This window comes from Bacteroides sp. AF25-38AC (assembly GCF_003602995.1).
Lineage (GTDB): Bacteria > Bacteroidota > Bacteroidia > Bacteroidales > Bacteroidaceae > Bacteroides > Bacteroides uniformis.
In genome coordinates this window covers 19,377-38,682 of sequence record NZ_QTMD01000036.1, presented here as the reverse complement: position 1 = coordinate 38,682, position 19,306 = coordinate 19,377, and the positions used below count along the sequence as shown (strand labels likewise).

Annotated in this window: 15 protein-coding genes; 2 read left to right on the top strand and 13 right to left on the bottom strand. The window is 43.0% G+C overall.

Going from position 1 to position 19,306, the window contains the following annotated elements; translation table 11 throughout:
- Nucleotides 1-54 precede the first annotated feature (54 nt).
- The 7 genes from DWY55_RS18705 to DWY55_RS18675 all read right to left on the bottom strand — a co-directional run bounded on the left by DWY55_RS18705 (nucleotide 55) and on the right by DWY55_RS18675 (nucleotide 8,762).
- Complete coding sequence (locus tag DWY55_RS18705) at nucleotides 55-1,533, bottom strand: serine/threonine-protein kinase (protein ID WP_005833302.1); 1,479 nt, start codon at nucleotides 1,531-1,533, stop codon at nucleotides 55-57.
- A gap of 16 nt (nucleotides 1,534-1,549) precedes the next feature.
- Entirely contained in the window at nucleotides 1,550-2,608 is a 1,059-nt protein-coding gene (locus DWY55_RS18700; RefSeq protein WP_044467752.1) for a PP2C family protein-serine/threonine phosphatase, read from the bottom strand.
- Nucleotides 2,609-2,616: 8 nt separating this feature from the next.
- On the bottom strand, nucleotides 2,617-4,359 hold the full coding sequence (locus tag DWY55_RS18695; RefSeq protein ID WP_005830088.1) for an FHA domain-containing protein: 1,743 nt from the start codon (nucleotides 4,357-4,359) through the stop codon (nucleotides 2,617-2,619).
- A gap of 16 nt (nucleotides 4,360-4,375) precedes the next feature.
- Entirely contained in the window at nucleotides 4,376-5,650 is a 1,275-nt protein-coding gene (locus DWY55_RS18690) for an FHA domain-containing serine/threonine-protein kinase (RefSeq protein WP_005830090.1), read from the bottom strand.
- Between the two features lie 12 nt (nucleotides 5,651-5,662).
- Complete coding sequence (locus DWY55_RS18685) at nucleotides 5,663-6,487, bottom strand: double zinc ribbon domain-containing protein (protein ID WP_016273066.1); 825 nt, start codon at nucleotides 6,485-6,487, stop codon at nucleotides 5,663-5,665.
- A 72-nt stretch (nucleotides 6,488-6,559) separates the two neighbouring features.
- A complete protein-coding gene (locus DWY55_RS18680; protein WP_005830094.1) occupies nucleotides 6,560-7,330 on the bottom strand; it encodes a BACON domain-containing protein in 771 nt (256 codons plus the stop codon).
- On the bottom strand, nucleotides 7,317-8,762 hold the full coding sequence (locus DWY55_RS18675; RefSeq protein ID WP_119957952.1) for a serine/threonine protein kinase: 1,446 nt from the start codon (nucleotides 8,760-8,762) through the stop codon (nucleotides 7,317-7,319). Before DWY55_RS18675 ends, DWY55_RS18680 begins: the two co-directional genes overlap by 14 nt.
- A gap of 345 nt (nucleotides 8,763-9,107) precedes the next feature.
- On the opposite strand from DWY55_RS18675, the gene DWY55_RS18670 reads away from it, so the two are divergent.
- Both DWY55_RS18670 and DWY55_RS18665 read left to right on the top strand, forming a co-directional pair.
- Nucleotides 9,108-11,138, top strand: a complete 2,031-nt coding sequence (locus DWY55_RS18670; RefSeq protein WP_005830098.1) for a histidine kinase — start codon at nucleotides 9,108-9,110, stop codon at nucleotides 11,136-11,138.
- Nucleotides 11,139-11,270: 132 nt separating this feature from the next.
- Entirely contained in the window at nucleotides 11,271-12,023 is a 753-nt protein-coding gene (locus DWY55_RS18665) for a LytR/AlgR family response regulator transcription factor (protein WP_005833286.1), read from the top strand.
- A gap of 138 nt (nucleotides 12,024-12,161) precedes the next feature.
- Here DWY55_RS18665 and DWY55_RS18660 read toward each other — a convergent pair whose 3' ends face one another.
- The 6 genes from DWY55_RS18660 to hemW all read right to left on the bottom strand — a co-directional run bounded on the left by DWY55_RS18660 (nucleotide 12,162) and on the right by hemW (nucleotide 19,206).
- Nucleotides 12,162-12,515, bottom strand: coding sequence for a hypothetical protein (locus tag DWY55_RS18660; RefSeq protein ID WP_005830102.1), 354 nt, complete (start codon nucleotides 12,513-12,515; stop codon nucleotides 12,162-12,164).
- A 290-nt stretch (nucleotides 12,516-12,805) separates the two neighbouring features.
- The gene (locus DWY55_RS18655; protein ID WP_005830104.1) at nucleotides 12,806-13,948 is read right to left on the bottom strand and encodes a DUF4249 domain-containing protein; all 1,143 of its coding nucleotides are present in this window, start codon (nucleotides 13,946-13,948) and stop codon (nucleotides 12,806-12,808) included.
- A gap of 15 nt (nucleotides 13,949-13,963) precedes the next feature.
- Complete coding sequence (locus DWY55_RS18650; RefSeq protein WP_229077928.1) at nucleotides 13,964-16,702, bottom strand: TonB-dependent receptor domain-containing protein; 2,739 nt, start codon at nucleotides 16,700-16,702, stop codon at nucleotides 13,964-13,966.
- A 2-nt stretch (nucleotides 16,703-16,704) separates the two neighbouring features.
- Nucleotides 16,705-17,223, bottom strand: coding sequence for a DUF4974 domain-containing protein (locus DWY55_RS18645; RefSeq protein ID WP_005830106.1), 519 nt, complete (start codon nucleotides 17,221-17,223; stop codon nucleotides 16,705-16,707).
- A 286-nt stretch (nucleotides 17,224-17,509) separates the two neighbouring features.
- Nucleotides 17,510-18,055: an RNA polymerase sigma-70 factor gene (locus tag DWY55_RS18640; protein ID WP_008664140.1), complete on the bottom strand. Its 546-nt coding sequence runs from the start codon at nucleotides 18,053-18,055 to the stop codon at nucleotides 17,510-17,512.
- Nucleotides 18,056-18,075: 20 nt separating this feature from the next.
- Nucleotides 18,076-19,206: a radical SAM family heme chaperone HemW gene (gene hemW, locus DWY55_RS18635; protein ID WP_008664138.1), complete on the bottom strand. Its 1,131-nt coding sequence runs from the start codon at nucleotides 19,204-19,206 to the stop codon at nucleotides 18,076-18,078.
- Between the last annotated feature and the right edge of the window lie 100 nt (nucleotides 19,207-19,306).

Here is a 19,306-nt window from a genome sequence, read left to right as displayed (position 1 = left end):
TGCATTGGCAATCAATTCGTTATAAAGTTTTATTCTTTTTACGACAGTCCCTATTTATAGTCTGACATTGACTCTTGTATTTTTCCTTATGTGTATTTCTTGAGTGGAAGGATTGGACTGCATCATTTCTGATTCTATTTGCTGGATTGCTCTTTTGGCTTTGTGTACAAACCTGCCTTTGGGATATTTTCGCAAATATTCTTCGTAATCTGCTACCGACTGGCAACTATAGAAGAGGCGTTCTTCATTTTCTCTTCTGACTTCTCTTATATCAGTAATGGGAAGAACTGGCTGTGAAGAAGGTTGTGGATGTGGGTGGACAATCTGTTTTTTAGGTTCCTCTTGGAACTGTTCAAGTTTTGCAGTATCCGTTTTTACCGAGTCCATAACGATGTTTTCTTCTCTATTTATTGGGGAGATTGGATTTACCTTGTTTCCCAAAAATTGTTTTATAAAGTTTGCATGAGATGAGGAGGGGTATTCTTTTAGAAAATCTCTGTAGTCTTCTTCTGTACGGCATGCAGCGTACTTGCGCTCTTCTTCAAGGTGTCTAAAGTATATGGAACCTCCTTTGACAAGCAATAGAATCAATACTATACCAAGGCCGGTCCATCCTGCTATGCGTTTATGCATGTTCGAAGGACAGAACTTTTCTTTAAGGCGTGGTGATGTTGTTTTAGGAAAAAGTGGAGCAATAGGCTTCAGCTGTACTGAAGGAGAGTCTGTCTTTGTTTGTTTTAGTATGGAGCAAGCAAACTCATAGGCTTGTTGGGCTGTGGGGCGGTCCCAAGTGTTGAGGGCAAGGCATGCGTGAACAAACTGGGACAATTGGGAAGAATATTTCTCATCTAATGCTGGAATATGTGCACCATTCAGTTGGACACAACCTCCCATACCTTCCCATAATACAAGACCAGTGGATAATTCATAAACACTCATCCCTAAAGACCATATATCGCTGGTAGCCACAATCAGTGGTTTCTCTGCAAAACGTTCTGGTCCCATATAGGCAAGTGTTCCGGAACTTTCTACTTTGTTGATACTTTTACGAAAAGTATGCTCCAGTTTACGGCTGATGCCAAAATCTGAGATGATGAATTTGTCATCATCCCCTATCAAAATATTATCGGGTTTTATATCTTGATGAATGATAGGAGGATTCTGATTATGAAGAAACATCAATCCGCATGATACATCGCGTATGAAGCGCCAGATTTGCTTTTCAGACATTTTGCCTTTCAAGCTCGCTGAGGACCCTTTGGGACAGTAAGGCATTACCAAAAAAGGGCACTGTCCAAAAACATCAAAATGATTAAGGTGCAGTAGATTGGGATGGTGTAATTTGTAGGCAAGTTTGAATTCTTCCCGGAAATCTTTTATGCCGTTGTCATCCAACAGTCCGTACAACTTTATGGCAACGTCTACATCTGCTAATATATTTCGGGCAAGCCAGACTTCACCAAAGCTTCCGACTCCTAATAGTTTCTTCAGCTGATAGTGTTCAGCAAATATATCACCATTTTTCAGTTGCATAGTTTCACAATAGTAATCAATCTGTTAGGGTAGTGTTAGTAGTGTCTGTCTCTGTAACTAGAACCGTATCTGCCTGATATAGTATCGTTTTCCATTTTGCATATTGCTGTGGATTTCTATATAAATAGAAGCCTGCCGCTAAAGCCAGTACCAGGAGTAACAGAAGAATTTTCCGGATTTTGTGGTGGTTGGGTTTGCTGAACACTGTATTATTCAACTTTACTTTGGGCTCGGTATCCTGTAGCATGATGTGGCATAACACAATCGTAATATTGTCATATCCACCTGCTTCAAGAGCAGCTTCTATCAACCTATCCTTGCATGTCATTAAATCATCCTGGTTCTCTTCTATAATTTGCATTATCTCTTCGTCGTGGCATAAACCACATAACCCATCACTACACAGTAGGAGAGTATCGCCATCCTTTAAATTATAGGAACGGAAATCGGGATTGGAACGATTGGTCGGGTCTCCTAAACAGCGGGTAATGATATTACTGTAAGGATGGTCAAACGCATTTTCAGGATCTAGTTTTCCCTGATCTACTAAATCTTGTACATAGGAATGGTCTTTAGATAAACGGCAAAAACCTGAATTGCCATTGAATACATAACAACGACTGTCGCCACACCAACAGATATAGGCTTTATCGTTCAATATCCAAGCAATGACAATAGTAGTACCCATTCCCTGGGTACTACTATCTTCTTTACTTGCATTGACAATATTTAAATCAGCGGTTTTGACAGTTCTGCTCAGAAATTCTTCAACGGCTTCTTCTGAGGTAACAATGCCTTCCTGCGTAACGATATCTCCTAAATTCTCGGGGGTGAATGCATTTTGCACCGTCTCAATGGCTATGGCAGAAGCAACTTCTCCGGCATTGGTGCCGCCCATTCCGTCGGCCACTACCAATATGCTGCCATACCGTCCTAAAGAAATGGGTTCTATCGATTGGGGGATAATCCACTCTGATTGGCATAAATCACGATTGACAACAAAATTGTCTTCGTTGTTTTTCCTGACTAAACCAACATTGGTACCTGCCGCTAATTTAATGCTTATCTCGGACATGTTTAATTTTAATGTATTAAATTTCTGATTGGTACTAAACGATCCTTACCCTCTATGCTTCCTACCATGAAACCCACTACTTTGTAAGAACCATTTTCTAGAAGGAATGCTGGAGAACCATAATAACCGGGCTCTGCCACACGATTCTGTAATATGGTAGTCTCATATTTTGTGTCGGCTATATTGGTATGGTCATTGAAATGAGCCGGAGTAAGATTATGAATATCAGCATAACCTGCATAGCCCACCATTTGAACTTCTGTACCTCCACTCATGTTGTCTGCGGCGGTAATGTCGTAAGGCAATCCCTCACCATAAACGCCTTTTCCTCTAATGTATGCCCAACTGTTGGCAGCAGGGGTAACAATGCTGACACTGATATATTTCCTACGTGTATAGGTCAATTTTATCCCATGTTCCCTTAGTTGTACCCTGATGGATTTATCTACTTCTATTTCGGTCACTTGTACATCATTTCGTCCGTCTTTGGCAAAATCGCTACTGGTAAATGTCAGAGGCTTTCCAGTTCCTTTGGTACTGTATGCACGGTAATGGATAATGATATTACATCCTGCTCCTTTGTATACAGCCAATAGTTTACGCCATGGGTCTTTCCACTCTGTGTTGGAGTATATCCATGGCTCGACATTCTGCCTGTCTGTTACAAACATTCCGTTTGATAGCATGAAGCCAGTTCCGCAGATTATATCTGAAACTTGTATGCCCGGATCAAACTTTGTTCCATTATATTCGATTTCAATACGGTCGACTTTAATTGTATAGATATAATCATAATAATCTTTCAAATCTCCTGAAGCATTACTGTCTTGTTCATCTGCTATATCAGGGTCTTCATAATATTGGTCTTTGGAGAGTCTGGTGCCTTCTTGTATATTTGCGTTAATGGCATTGCTTGAATTCTCAATGCTTTTAGTGCTTATGCTGTTTGAGAGATTGTCCAAGTCTGATTTGACCTTATAGAAACTTGCATTGACATTCTTTAATTGACTATTAACGTTGTCCAACTGTGTTTTTAAGGCCTCTGCATTACCGTCACTGTTTCGTAATTTGGTCTCTAACTCCCGTTGCTGTGCTTCTAGAGATGCTCTTTCGGTCCCCAGTGAATCCAATTGGTTTTGGTATCCTTTCAGTTGAAGTTCTTGTTCTTCTGTCTTCTGTGCCAACAAATCATTTTTTACACCTAAACTGTAGTTCCAGGCAGCCAATCCTGCCACCGCCAGTACGAAAACAATTCCCATGATTGTTAATGCGGTCTTGTAGGGGCGTAAGGCTTGTTTGCGGAAAAGGCTCATTCTCTCAGTCAATCCAATGCTGGAAGTTAATGCTTGGCGACCTTGTGGAACAATGAATCCCAAGCGTGGTCCGCCAACGGATAATTGTATTTCATCTCCTGTTTGTAAATAGTAGGAACCGTTTATAGGATGTCCGTTGACCAATGTCGGATTGGAGTGTGAAAGGTGGATAAGTTTCCAGTTTTCACCGTCGCGTACAATTGCAGCATGTTTGCGGCTGACTGTTTCGAAACTTTCATCAAAGCGTACTTGGCAGGAAGCGTCTCTACCTAATTCTACTTGGTCGACAATGATTTTTTGGGATTCTCCCGCTTGATGATACTTTGAAGAGGTCTTGTGCTCCAAAATAAAGTAAGTTCTACCGGAAGCACCCATTAATGCCCCCATACCAGCCCCTACTGAGCCGGCTAAGGTACGTTTGTAATTTTGTGTATCCATACTACTTGATATATAATTAATAGTTTTCAAATCTCATTTTTACATCTCCAATGGAGATGATATCTCCAATTTTCAGTATATGCCCTTGTTTGGTGACTTGGGTGGAATTGACATAAGTCCCATTACTGGACTCCTGCCACAACTTTAACTCCTTCTGCCATTGCCCGTCCCGAATAATCCATTTATCAGTGGCGGGATTTGTTTCTATTGTGCAATGATGGCGTGATATATAGGCACTTTGCTGTTCCGTTATATGTAGCAGATTGTCGCGTTCTCTCCCGATAGTAAGGATTCTATTGCCATATTTTATAAGTTCACTTAATTGATATATTTTTCCGTACTCTTCACCTTGCATAATACGTATACAGAAACCATTGACTGTTTGCGGTGGACAATATCCTCTTTCCATAGGGACTTGGCTTATTGCTGGCAGGTGTTCCAACACCTCTTGCACAGACTGGAAACGTTTTTTGAAATCTGGATTAAGACATCCTGCAAAGAGTTGCTGCCACTGCTCTCTATGTTTCAACTGTGTCAATTTCTGCCGGTTCCAATCTCCATTTTTCCCACGTTTCTGATATAGTGCCAATTCATTATGACTGCTCAATTCGCCAAAGGGTAAACTACCAGTCAATAATTGAAAGGCTAATACTCCAAAAGAAAAAATGTCCGTAGTGGGTAGGACAGTGGCCTCACCTCGCATGCGGTTCACTTGTTCTGGCGGCATATATGCATAAGTCCCGAAAATTTGGTTGGGTTTACCAAAAATATTGCGTTCGGTCATACGTTTGTTTCTATCCCCTGCTATACCGAAATCTGTCAACGCAGCGATTCCGTTACTCTTGAAAAGGACATTCTCCGGCTTTAGGTCACGGTGAACCTTGCCTCTGGTATGCAAAGCATGTAAACCTATTAGAATTTGTTGGCAAATTAGAGGAATCTTACTGCTTCCAGAACCTAAATAAGGTGTTAAATCTCCTCCGGAACAGTATTCCATTACAATATAAGGGTTGCCTCCAACTGTACCGTAGTCCAATGAACGCACTAAATAGTCACAATCAATTTGCCCAGTTTTGAATTCCATCTCGAAACGTTCCATTAATGGTTTACGTATTTCAGGAGGAACTTCCCATAATCTCAGTAGTTTAAGCGCATAATCTTTGCTTGCGCTGTCCGTAACCCGATATACTTTACCGAATGAACCTTCGCCTAATGTTTGGGAAACCCTATAACGGTTATTGATATATTCCCCTACATTATAATCACATCTGTCGACAGTCCGGTTATTCACAAGAGGTTATATTTAGTCACATTCAAACTTGAATCTTCGGTCACCTAGTACAATGATATCATCCGGTATGATTTCTATTTTTCTGTTTACCTGGATATAGGTCGTTTGAAGCATACTTCGGTCAAGCAGATACCAATGACCATCATCGAAAACTATTTCAGCTTGTTCCTTTGAGGTGATTGTACGATTAGACATTTCTGTATTTTCCCGGTTCAAGATGATGGAGTTCCCTTCATATTCAAATCTTTCCGGAAGAATGTTCTCTTCTTCTTCCGGTATAATTGTTAATGAACAGTGAGGTTTGGTTTCCGGTTCTGTCTCTGTGATGTTCTTTATTTGCCGGCGTATGGTTGGCCGATGTACGCGGACACCGCAGTTCGGGCAAAAAGAGCAGGTTATTGCTATCTTACTTCCACATTCATGACAGAGCATTTTCTCTTCAGAAACGGAAGGTACTTCCTCTTCTACTCTTATTGTTTTGTATTCATTGTTTGTTGATATGTTTGCTCTTTTTAATGGAGTTCCGCAGCAAGGGCAACTTGTGAAATCTCCTACTACCGGGTAATTGCAATTGGGACATTCTATAATTGGCTGTACAACAGTAGAATGATTCTCTTCTTCATTTGTTGTGGAAAACACCACAGTTTTTCTGCATTTTTCTTCATTGGAGCTGACATTCAATACTGTCGGTTTGGGTATAGCTTCTCCATGGCCTTCTTTTGAAATAAAAATGTCCTGACTATTGGCATAATTCTCCGGCATTCGCAAAGGTTGCCCGCATTTTAGGCATACTGTTGTGTTGGAAAGGTTGTCCCAACCGCAATTCATACATCTCATAAGATTTTACTTTAATAATGGAATTACTTTGTATAAATCAGAGTTTCTCACCATTGTCGGTTTACCATGAATTTAGAATAGACCTCCCTTTTTCTGGGAGAGAATAATTGAAGATATTTTTCCTCCTTTGCTTTTAACTATGAGAGTTCCTTCTCTGGCCTTCTTGGTTTTTCCCACTTTTAGAATGAGTTTACCACGGTCTTTTGCTATAGCTTCACACCATTCAGGAATATCTGCAACTTCCCATTCGGCATTGGAGTCTACTTGCAGTTCCTTAATTTCTCCTTTGGAACCGAATTCCAATTTATCTAATGCGATATTAATGAATTCTTCTTGGCCACCTTGGGTAACACTGACCGTAGCTTTCATCTTTTCATTACTGATTGTAATGGTGGCTTTACGTTCGGTAGTCAGCCAATTGGTCTGGCAGCTTATGGAGAGTTTCTTCTCACCGGGAGTCACTTGGCACCAGTCTGCATCTGATATTGCAGTCCATTGTTCTGGAAGACTTTCTATTTTTATACTTTCTGCAGTCTTTGTCTCACACCCAAATTCCAGGCTTTTTCTGTCTATGGTAAGTCTGGTGATTTCGGCAGGAGGCGCTGGCTTGGGAGCGGGATTTATTTTTTCCTCACACTCTTTGATTTTATTTTTGCATGCTTGCTCCAGATTGCTGTCGCATTTCATGGCTGCTTTAAAACTTTTAATAGCGTCTCTGTATCTTCCTCTTTTCATGTATGTCTCTCCCTTTTGATAGATGGAGGCGCATTGCCCCCATATACTTATTGGCATAGAGAGAGCGAACGCTAAAACAATCAGTCTGATAAGTTTATTCATTTTCATTGTTGTCTATGTTTATATATGGTTCTATTTTTTTTGCACGGTCTTCAAAAGTCTGGGCTGCTACGGCTTGGTCAAGGTCTTTCATGATATTTGCCTTTTCTTTAAAAACATGATAGGCAGAATCCAGTATGGCCTCTACTTGCTGTTTCAGTTCTGTTGCATTTAAGTATATTTTTGCGGAGATGGAATCTTTGTAATAATTTATTTGTCGGTATTTGCCAATGGCATTTATGTAAAAATCCTCAAATACGGAATCATTGTTTTGCTTTAAAGTGTCAATGTCAAACCGGAAAACATCTCCTTGTATTTTAGAGTTTTCGCCTTCTTGAATGATTGACAGACACATTTTGTCGTAATCAATCGTTGGAGTCGGTTCCGGTATGGATTCCACTACTGGTTCTTTGCCGCTTATTAGCGAAAAGATGATGACAATTGTTGCGAATATAGCTGTGATTGCTGCTACGACTATAACTTTTTTGCGTTTCCCTTTGTCTTGATAGGGTGACATCTTATTTATGTCAGAAGAGTGTGCGCTAATGGAATCCTCATGGGTTTTGTCCTCTTCCTCTTGCAAAGTATCATGGCTGTTGTTTGACAGACTAAAGGGGACGGGACTTCCATTGATATGTTGGGAAGTGTAGTCTGCAATTTGTCTGGCTGTGGGTCTGTCCCATGGATTTAAGGCAAGGCATTTGTAAATGATATCCTTTAATTCTTGAGAAAAGTCTTCGTTGATAAGTGGAATGTCTGCACCGTTTTTTTGCAATACGCCTCCATGATCACCATAGGGCGGCATACCGGTTAGAAGCTCATACATTGTTGCTCCCAATGACCAAATGTCACTGGCCATAATAGGGGCGGGAGATGGACCAAAACGTTCTGGTCCCATATAGGCCAAAGTTCCTCCACTGGATTCTTGGCCTTGGTTCCTGCGTAATGTACTTCTAATCCGTGCGCTGATTCCGAAATCCGTAATCATATACCTATTCTCATCATTAATCAGAATATTATCGGGTTTTATATCCTGATGGATAACCGGGGGAGTTTTTGCATGAAGATAAGCCAGTCCCTCTGCAACATCATGGAGCAAATGCCAGCTTTCCGTTTCTGTTATCCGGTTGTTGTCAGTAAGGTATTGGAAGGCCGAACCATTTTTGCAAAAAGGCAAAATCAGGTATGGCATCCGTTCCCAGCAGTCATAATAAGTAGGATGCAGTAAATTGGTATGATTCATATCAAATACGAGGGAGAACTCTTGTGTGAAAAGGGATATCCCCGCATCGTCAAGCCCCATCCCCGGAGCATATATTTTTATGGCGACCTTAACATCCGTAAGTTTGTCTTGTGCCAGCCAAACTTCAGAAAATCCTCCTCTTCCTAGTTGTTTGAGTAGCTCGTATCTATCTGCTATGATTTGTCCACTGTCTAACATAGAACTTATAAATTATGTAAAAGAACTGTTTTCTTTTGGAAACAGCCTTTCTTTGTGTGATTGTATTATTTTGTTTGATTGAGTATATTCGCAATTCTTTATCCACAAAGTAATTAATAAAAATGTAAATAAGAAAATGAGAAAAAGTTTGAAATGTACTAAAATGTTGTTTTAATGGCTTATGTAGCTAAATATTGTACTATGATGTGATTTTTTGTTTCGTTTTAATAAAGCGGTAGCGTATGCTCTTTTGTGGTTGAGAAATACGCCTTATGCTTGACGGTATTTCGCAAAAATATTTTAAGTTTGCAGATGTATTGAATAAATAATCTAATTACGAGAAACATGGGAGAGAGGATGGATAAGCGAATTCGATTTTATATTTATTGGATATTAGGGTTTGTGCTTCTAGGAGCTTGTGCGCCCGGAGATAAAGAGGACGTATACACAGAAATGAGAGCTTTTGAGGATTTTTCCCATATAAATGGAGATTCTGTGGCCATTGTGCCCCGAAAGGTAAGGTTGAAGGCTTTTCAAAAGATGGAAGAGGCAAAGGATAGCTTGGTCAAGTATAATTATCTGGCAATGACACTGAAAACATATTTGATTACTTCACAGCTTGATTCGGCACAAATCGTAATCCAGCAGATACATGACTTTATAGAAAGGCAGCATAGTTCTTCTCAAATGGCAGATTTGGAATCTGAATGTTTCAATATGAAGGGAAATATCTTTGCACGTGTTGGGAATATGGATTCTGCCGAAATTTGTTTCCGGAAGGCTTATGAATTACGGATGAGAGGGACTAGGATTGAAGTGGTGCCGGATATTTTGATGAATCTTGCAGATGCGAATAACCGTTTAGGAAAATTGGATATAGGGGCAGCTTGGTATAGGAGAGCTTTGTTGATGTGCGACTCTTTGCATATAGCTTCTACCAAGAAACCTCCCATTTATTATGGTTTGGCACAAGTATATGTTACCATGCGTGATTTTGAACAGTGTGATTACTATTATAATCTGGCAGGAGAAAGCTATGACAGTATGCTACCTTATGAAAAATATATTTATTTGAATAATAGAGGGACTTCTTACTATTATAGGGAGGATTACCAGACAGCGATAAAATATTTCCAAAAGGTTATTGATTTAGTCGAAGGATATGCTGATATGAGTTTTGAACTTAATCTGGGGAGGTTGAATTTAGGAGACTGTTATCTTCAACTGAATATGGTTGATTTGGCTGTTAAATATATAAATGAATGCCAACTTTTTTTTGAGGAAATGGGGGTGAGTACTGCACTATATTATATCGATACGCAGAAAATAGAATTGGCTCTGCTTCAGAAAGACTTTCAAGAGGCACGTCGTTTATTGTCCGAGAGTGTAGTCCCTCCGGGCATCGACCCTGATATGGTACATATCCGTAATAAATACCTTCAGCAGTTTTACGAGGAAACCGGCAACTACAAGAGGGCTTATCACTATCTGCAGAGGAACAACCAGCTTGATGATTCTATCAGGAATGAGCGTGTCCGGATGCGTACGGCAGACTTGACTTTGCGTTATCAGCAGGATTCTACCTTGATAGCACATCGGGTTTTGCTTCAGGAGCAGAAAAACAAGGTGCTGGTGCTGAGGCAGACACAGTTTGTCGTGTTTGCTGTAGCTGTTGTATCTATATTGACGGCGGTTTTCCTTTATCTGTACAGCAAAAAGAAACGTGCTTTGTTGCTTGCACGGAATCATCGCACAGTCTCTACACTTCGTCTGGAGAATATCCGTAACCGCTTGTCCCCTCATTTCATCTTCAATATGCTGAACCGGGAGATGGCGGAGCGGAATGTGGAAGAAAAGCAAGAGCTTTCGTCGCTGGTAAAACTGATGCGTCGCAATCTGGAATTGGCGGAACAACTGTGTGTAACCTTGGCAGAGGAGCTGGATTTTGTGAAAACATATATTAATCTGGAACGCCGTTCTTTAGGTCCGGATTTTCATTCGGAACTGAAGATAGAAAAGGATGTGCAGCCGGAGCAAATAAGGATTCCGTCTATGATGATTCAAATTCCGGTTGAAAATGCAGTGAAGCATGCGTTGCGCGAGAAGGAAGGTGAACGTAATCTTTGGGTTTCGGTCTGCCGCCGGGGAAATGGTATCTGTATAAAGATAACGGATAATGGTGGCGGTTATCGTCCGGACAGTCGGAACCGGGGCACGGGGACGGGAATGAAAGTCATTATGCAGACCATTCGGATTCTCAACAATAAGAACAAGGAGGCCATTGATGTTTTGGTGCACAATGTCTCTCTACAGAGTGGTGAGATGGGCTGTGAGGTGACTTTCTGGCTGCCTGACAACTACGATTACAGAATTTAAAAGAACCGTTTAATCTTATTTTTTGCAAGGATAGGCATATTTACAGACAAATAGTCCGTAAATGACCTTCTATTGCTTTGTATGGGAGTAGGATTATGTATATATTCGCGAGAAGAAAAACATAAAAGGAACATGGATAAATATAAGGTTGCAATAGTTGACGACGATGAGGTGGCTCTTGAGAATCTGAGTTTTGAATTGGGAAAGGATGCACGCTTCTTTTTGAAAGGAACTGCCCGTAATGGTAAACAAGGGAAAAAACTCATTGCCAAGGTACAGCCGGATTTGTTGTTCTTGGATGTGGAACTGCCGGACATGACTGGAATGGAATTACTGCAGGAAATACGTGACAGTGTTTCGTGGAATATGCGGATTGTTTTCTATACGGCTTATGATAAGTACATGATTCAGGCTATCCGGGAGGCTGCGTTCGACTATCTGCTGAAACCTTTTGAAGAGCAGGAGTTGCGGGATATTCTTGCGCGTTTTGTAGAGCAGGCAGAGGCTGGGCAGAGAATGTCATATCCCATTGGTGCACCGTTGCATACCGGACAGACATTTATCGTATTTACGCCAACTAATGATATGCGTGCGTTGCGTCCGGCTGAAATCGGCTTTTTTCGCTATTGTTCCGAGCGTAAACAATGGGAGGTGATACTAAACAACCAGCCGCCGTTGGTGTTGCGTCGCGGAATGACTGCTGAGCAGATTACTCAATATTCATCCAGTTTCGTGCAGATACATCAATCGTATATTATCAATATTGATTATCTGATGATTATAAAGGATAGCAAATGCATGCTTTATCCACCATTTGACAAAGTGACGGAACTGCTGGTTTCCAGAAAGTATAAGAAAGAGCTGCAAGACAGATTCTGCTTGTAAAGTGATAAGAATTATTTGGTTAGGGAGTTGACGCCGCAGGTTTTGGTGGCGTTGACGTAAAGAAAAGGCATTGAACCTCTAAAGTCCAATGCCTTTTTATTTATCAAATACTATTTTCGTATTTATCAGAAGCGAAGTTTATTTCACTTCGATACCTTTGTTCTGCAGTGTGACGTTCAATACTCTGGCATAATCAGCATACTGCTTTTCATTCAGAGTCTTTTTCATCAACTTCAGATTACCATAAACTGCATTACGGAGTAACTTCTCCTGATTCTTCTTGGAATTTGTAGCGCGTTCCATCTGTTCTGTAAAATATTCGCAGATGTTTGCCACTTCTTCATGCTGGTTGGAATCCAGATTCAAATACTTGCTCAACTTTGTTATGTTGATGTTACCTTCCCATTTTGCAGTTGTAGGTTGGTTTCCTGCTGCAAATGTTGTAGCAGTCAGGCAGACTGCTGCCACTAATGTTAATCCTAAACGTTTCATAATACCTACTTTTTAATTGTTATTCCTAAAAACTAATTTCAATCTAATACCTATTGAAAACTCTCTAAGCGCTTAGCTTTTTCTTTTACCTATGCAAATGTAGGTATATGTTTTATAACACAAAAATGAATAAGGGAAAAAGTGTAGTTTATACCTTCATTTCTTGACTTAAATCAATTTTATAGTGTGAAAATGCTTTGTTTAGATGCTTTTTGTAATACGAATGTAATGTGGACTAACTGAATTTATATTTGTAGTAATGGATAAAAGGATTTTTATTAGTCAAAATGTTATTGCCAAATAGTTTCGGGTAATTCTATGATTACTCTGCTTTCAGAGCAGACTCCCACAAAGCCTAATCCGCCTATGACGTTGCAAGGCAGACTGATAGGTTCCATTAAAGCATCGTCGTAATCCCCATCATCCAGGCAGTTTAAGGCTTTTAGATAGCGGTATTCGGCTTCAGTGATGCTAAGCAACCGTACGGTGATGGTTTGTTTGCGGGATATATGGTCGTAGTAGTGTCCCTCTATCGGATAATAATCTTGGTAGAGAGGGGTGTATACTTTCAATGTGGCATAAGAGTTACGGAAAGTGTTATCATTGAATATGTTGTATTTGTTATTTATGGTGGGAAACAATTCATTTTCTTCATCATCATAGTTGCCAGGGTGGCCGTCAGTCAGTATAACATCTTCCCGGTTGATGATTTCGTTCTGTCGGGGAGCAAGGATGGTAGTGTCTCTGGGTATGGAGGCCCAATGCCAAGAGCCGTCCTCGTCTTCCACTTTGATGAGGCTGCCGTTTTCATCTTCCAGGTATTCTTTCCATTTGCAATAGTAACTACGGTCATTCCAAATGTCCAGCCGGTAGTAGTTCTTCTCGTTGGGGCGGTCTTGCAATGTAATTTTGTATTGGCGGTAAAGGGTTTGTCCGCTGTACTCGCGCAGGTAGGCCAAGCAAGTGTCCACGTGCAGGCTCTCTATCGGTTGTGGCACGGTGACCTCGGCACTGGCATGGTATTTCCCGTTTTCGGCAGTGGCTTCCAGACGTATGTTGTCGCCGGGATGCAGTGTGCTGGTCAGACGATATTTCTTGAAACGTATACTTTTCAGTAATGATTCATAAATGTCCTTATCAAGTTCTCCTTCCAGATGCCCATAAATTTCTTCCGGGGAAACCGCTTTCGGAGTTTCTGCTATTTTGCCATTGATGTAGAGGAAAAGAGTTGCTTCGTTCAAATGTTCAATACTATAGCCCTCGCCTAAATGGAGATAGACATCATTCTCAGCTTGTCCGGTTTCGAGCAAGGCGTTCATGATGATTTGCGGATCTTGTTGTCCGGGATTGTAAGGAATCTCGTTTTCGCAGGCTGTTAGGAAGCCTACAATAGTTATGTATATAATAAGGTGTAATTTCATTTTTGTTTTCATATGCCGGATTTGTTTTTAAAATCTATAAGTATAGGTAACAGAAGGAATACAAGGCAGTATTGTTATTTTCTTGATGACAGTTTGAGCTTTCTTCTGCCCGGTATTTCCATGATAAATACTTTCGTAGAAATCATCGTAGTATACGTTGTATCCATTTTTGTATTTGCTGTAAACGATGTTCGGATTCATGGCATTGTATGCATTGTAGATACTGATATTCCAGGTACGCATACCATGTTTGGTCTTCTTGTTGAAGTTGACGCCGAGATTCAAACGATGGCTGGCGGGAAGGCGGTAATTGTTACGCCGGGAGATGTAACCGGTTTCCTCAATAGAGCCATCGGGCCGGATGATGATTGTTGCCTTTTCGGGGATAGTGATACATCCACCGGTATTGAATATCCAGGAAGCTCCTGCATCAATGCGGTCACTGAACTTATGGCTGAGATTGAGGCTGATGCTGTGGCGGCGGTCATATTTGTAGGGGAACCATCGGCCTTGGTTGATGGTACCGTTCTTAAAACGGTGATCGGTCTTGGATAGGGTATATGCCAGCCAGCCGGTAGTCTTGCCCAATGTTTTCTGTACCATCAGTTCCAGACCGAAGGAGCGGCCTTCGCCCATTTCCACTTTTTCTTCCCAGTTGGTAGAGGTGCCGAAGAAGGATACACCGTCTTGATATTCAAGTATGTGTTTCATCTGTTTATAATATCCCTCGACGGAGAACTCCCAACCCGGCAGTCCGGAATAGTAGCCTCCTATGGAGAACTGGTTGGCATACATCGGACTGATGTCTTTGGTAATGGGTACCCAGAGGTCGGTAGGCATAGACAGCGGAGTAGAGGACAGCAGATGCACATACTGTGCCATGCACGTATAGGATGCTTTGGCAGAATATCCTTGTCCGAGGTCATAGCGGGCGGAAAGGCGGGGCTGCAGCGAATAGTAGCTTTTCCCTTGTGTGTGGAACAGCGATGTGCGTACACCTGCATTCAGACTGAGCCTGGCGTTTATATTGAAATTGTCTTCGGCGTAAAGGGAGATTTCTTGTCCGCGCATGGCATGGCTGTTGCTGGTATTGTAAACCGTATCTTCCTGGAGGGCGCCATTATCTATATCTTGTATTTTCGAGGTAGCTATTCCCGGACGGAACGTATGGTGGATGTACTCTGCACCGAACTTGATGTGGTGCTGCGGCATGGGGGTGTAGTCAAAGTCCATACGTGCACTCCAGTCACGGATACCGGAGTTGAACTTGGAGGAGTAATAGTATCTGTCTTGTACTTTATTGGCGACAGTATAGGTATCTTCCATGTTTCCGTCCAGCCCCATTTCATATTTGTTGTATGAGACGGTGGTGTTGCAAAACAGCTTGCTGTTGAATACATAGTTCCAGCGGCCGTAGGCGATGGTGTTTCCCCAATTCAGATGGCTGTTGTCCTTGGAATAATTCTTAATGCTGTTGTCGTAATTGTCACCGTGGTAGTAACTGTCATAATGATAGTGGTCTTTCCCCTTGTAGAAACTGAGGAAGATGCGGCTACGGTCGCTGAACTTATGGTTGACCTTTGCATTGACGTCGTAAAAATAGTAGTTGTATTTGTCGGAATAGGTGTCGTCTTTGTCTACAATGAGATTTTTGAAGAATAGGGTGGGGATGGCTCGTGCGCTGAAACTGAAGGAGGTCCGTTCTTTCCAGATAGGGCCTTCGATATGCAGTTTGTCCGTCAGCAGGCCTATGCTGAATGCGCCGTGGTATTTATGCATGTCCCCGTCGTTGGTCCGTACATCTACTATAGACGAAAGACGCCCGCCGTAGCGGGCAGGAAAAGAACTTTTGAAGAGTGTGGTGTTCTTTACCGCTTCGGGCGTAAAGATGGAGAATACTCCCAGCAGGTGGTCTGCGTTGTAAACTGGAATTCCGTCCAGCATAACCAGGTTTTGGTCGGGACCTCCCCCTCGCACATACATGCCTGCAAAACCTTCCATACCGGCTTGCACACCCGGCATCAGCTGAATGGTCTTCAGCAGGTCGGCTTCTCCCAATATGGACGGGGTATGCCTGATTTGTGTCATCGGTATCTCATGCGCTCCCATGGCTGTGCTTTCTATGCCGGCCTCCCGCTTGTCCGAGAGCACTACGACCTCTGCCAGCTGGTTATTGCTGTCCAGCCTGACGTTGAGTAAGGTGTCTTTCGTCAGTTCGAACCGGCTATGCCGGCTTTCGTAGCCCAGGTAGGAGAAAACCAGTTCCGTTTCCCCTTCCGGCAGGGTGAGGGAATAGAAACCGAAAGGATTGGTGGCAGTACCTGTGGAACGACGACTCTCAAGGATATTGGCACCAATCAGCGTCTCGGAAGACGCTCCGTCAGTCACGTATCCGCTGATGGTGAACTTACGGCTAACGGGTTTCTGCGGCACGGGCCGCTTATGGAGTAGAATGTGCTTTCCGGATATTTCGAACGTGATGGGTTCGTTTTCAAAGGCACGTTGCAATATCTCACTGATGTTCTTTTGTTTCATCTCCAGTGTGATGCGGTGCGTGAGCTTTACTTCTTCCCCATAGATGAAGGAGAATCCGGTTGCATTTTCCAGTTGCTTCACGAAACTCTCTAAAGTTGCGTTACGGATATTCAGGTTTATACGTGTTTCCTTGTTTTGTGCCTGTGCATGGAGTGAGACGCTTAAAAGAACCACACACATCAGAAGTACGGTTCTGATGCGGTGGTGCGAACAGATAGTAGAGCTGGTCATTGTCAGTTAAGTTTAGTAGTAAGGATAATAGTGTTGTTTTCTTTTTTATAGGTAAAGTTGCCGGCGTCCTTCAGTAGGTCGAGGATTTCTGTAAGACTCTCCCCTTCGCGGAAGGTAGCTGTCATGTGATAGTTCTTCAGGCTGTCTCCTTCGATACGTATATCGGTACGGAACGTTTCGGAAAGTTGACGGACGATTTCCTGCAAGGGTTGCTGATCGAATGTCAGTACGCTATGAATTACTTGGGTTTCCTCGGTAGTATGTATGGCTTCTGTGGGAATGGCTTCCCGTTGTGGTGCTACGTATAAGAACTGATAGGCTGCCCAGCTCGTTACACAGAGCAGGACTACGGCTGCGGCACTGGCTGTACGCATCCAGAACCGCTTCATGCTGCGGCGCTTTAGCAAACGGCTTTCCAGCAGCCTCCAGCTGTTCTCTGCCGTAAAGCGTCCTCGTGGGGAACGGGTAGAAGCAACCAGTTTGTTCAGTACCTTGTCGAAATTCTCGTTATTCACTTTCATTTTTGGCAATTTATTAAGAGCCTATGACTCCTTTTCTGCATGTAAAGACAGCTCCTTTTCAGGAATTCCCTATGCCTATATCCTGAAATAATGTTAATCTAAAGCTCTTTGTCCGTGAAAGTCTGTCCTACCTACGTATGACTTCCTTGTTTCTCTGTTTCAATCAATAGGGAAGGTGTGCTCGAGATGTGCATCTCATGTTGTGCGAGATATGTATCTCATGCAGCTCGAGATGTACATCTCATACATGCATACGCGGCTTCTTGCAAGGAAGATGAAGCAGAGTTCACTCCGTCAGCAATGCTTCCTTGAGTCTTGTGAGTGCTTTTTGCAGTTGCGCGTCTACTGTCTTTGTGCTGATGTTCAGCTCCTCCGCCACTTGTGCATAGCTTTGTTTCTCTTCGCGCAGGCGGATGAATACTTCACGGCAACGCTCCGGCAGGCGGTCGAGCGCCTTGACATATCGGGCAAACAGTTCTTCGCTGATAAGAGTGTCTTCGGGAGAATCGGCCTGGCCGGAAACTTCGGGAAGCTGTTCGGACGAGAGTGTAGGGTGCCGGTTCTCTTTTTCCAGGTAATTGAGGGAGGCGTTTTTGGTAAGGATAAAGCAGTAATCCTCTATGTTGTTCACTTCCGGCAGCCGGGCGCGTTGTTCCCAAAGCTTCATGAAGACGTCGAGCACAATTTCTTGCGCCCATTCTTCGTGCTTCACGAAATAGCAGGCAATACGGAACAAGCGGTCGTAGCACAGATTGTAGAAACTGTGAAAAGCCCGTTCCGAGTCTTCTTCCTTCATTTGGCGCAAGTAGCGTCTGACTTCTTGTTCGGTCATGCAGTCTCCCGGTTTTGCTGTTAATCAATGAACATCAGGTCGCTTATTATGCCGTCCGAAACAAAGATGCCTTCCCGGGTCAGGCGCAGGCGGTCTGCCTGCATCTCCAGTTTGTGGCTTTGGAGGTAGGGGGCTGCCATTTTCGTGCAATATTGGCACAACTCTGTGCCGAAGGCTTCTTCCGTATATGTCAGGGAGATTCCCCACATGGTACGCAGGGAAGTCATGATGTATTCATTGTAACGGGTCACTTTATCCAGAATTTCTGTTTCGGAGGAACGGTGCCCCTCTTCAATGGACTTTATGTATCCTTCCAGAGAAGCTGTGTTCCATTCCCTTGTCTCCGCATTGAAGGAGTGGGCGGAAGGGCCGCAGCCCAAATACGGAATGCCTTTCCAGTAAGCAGTGTTGTGGCGTGAGTACATGCCGGGCTTGCAGAAGTTGGATATTTCGTAATGCTCATACCCCGCGGCTCCCAGGGTGTCCATGAGCGCCGAGAAGAAGCGCAGGCTACTCTCTTCGTCCACTTCGCTGATACGATGGCTCTGCAGCATTTCGTAGATGCGGGTGCCTTTTTCGTAAGTCAGATGATAAGCGGAGATATGCTCCACATCAAGGCCGACGGCTTGTTGCAGGTCGCGTTCCCACCGTTGGTCTGTTTCATCCGGTAGTCCATAGATGAGGTCGATGCTGATATTCCGGAAGCCGGCTTGGCGGAGGCGGTGTATGGCTGCGATGGCTTGCGCGGCATTGTGCCGGCGGTTCAACAGTTTCAGGGTGGGGGCGTCGAATGTCTGTATCCCCATGCTTATGCGGTTGAAGGGGAGGGTGCGCAGCATGGACACATATTCTTCCGTCAGGTCGTCGGGATTGGCCTCGAGGGTAATTTCTTCGGCATGTTCTGTTCCATACACCTCTTTGATAGTCCGGAATATCTGCTCGAAATCTTCGTGAGCGAGCTGTGAGGGAGTTCCTCCGCCAAAGTAGATGGTCTCTATCGGTTCTTCCTTCAGATAACCCTTGCGGGTTTTCAGTTCAGTGCACAAGGCACGGATGTACTGCTGCTTCAATTCGCTGCGAGTGGTGGAATAAAAATCGCAATAGATACAGCGTGTCTTGCAAAAAGGTATATGAATATAGATGCCTGCCATGGTATGCTTATGGATATTTGTTGCAAAAATAGTCTTTTGGCAGGAGAATATATCGGTTTTCGGGACATTTAATGTAATATGGAAGTAGTCAGTGTCTTGG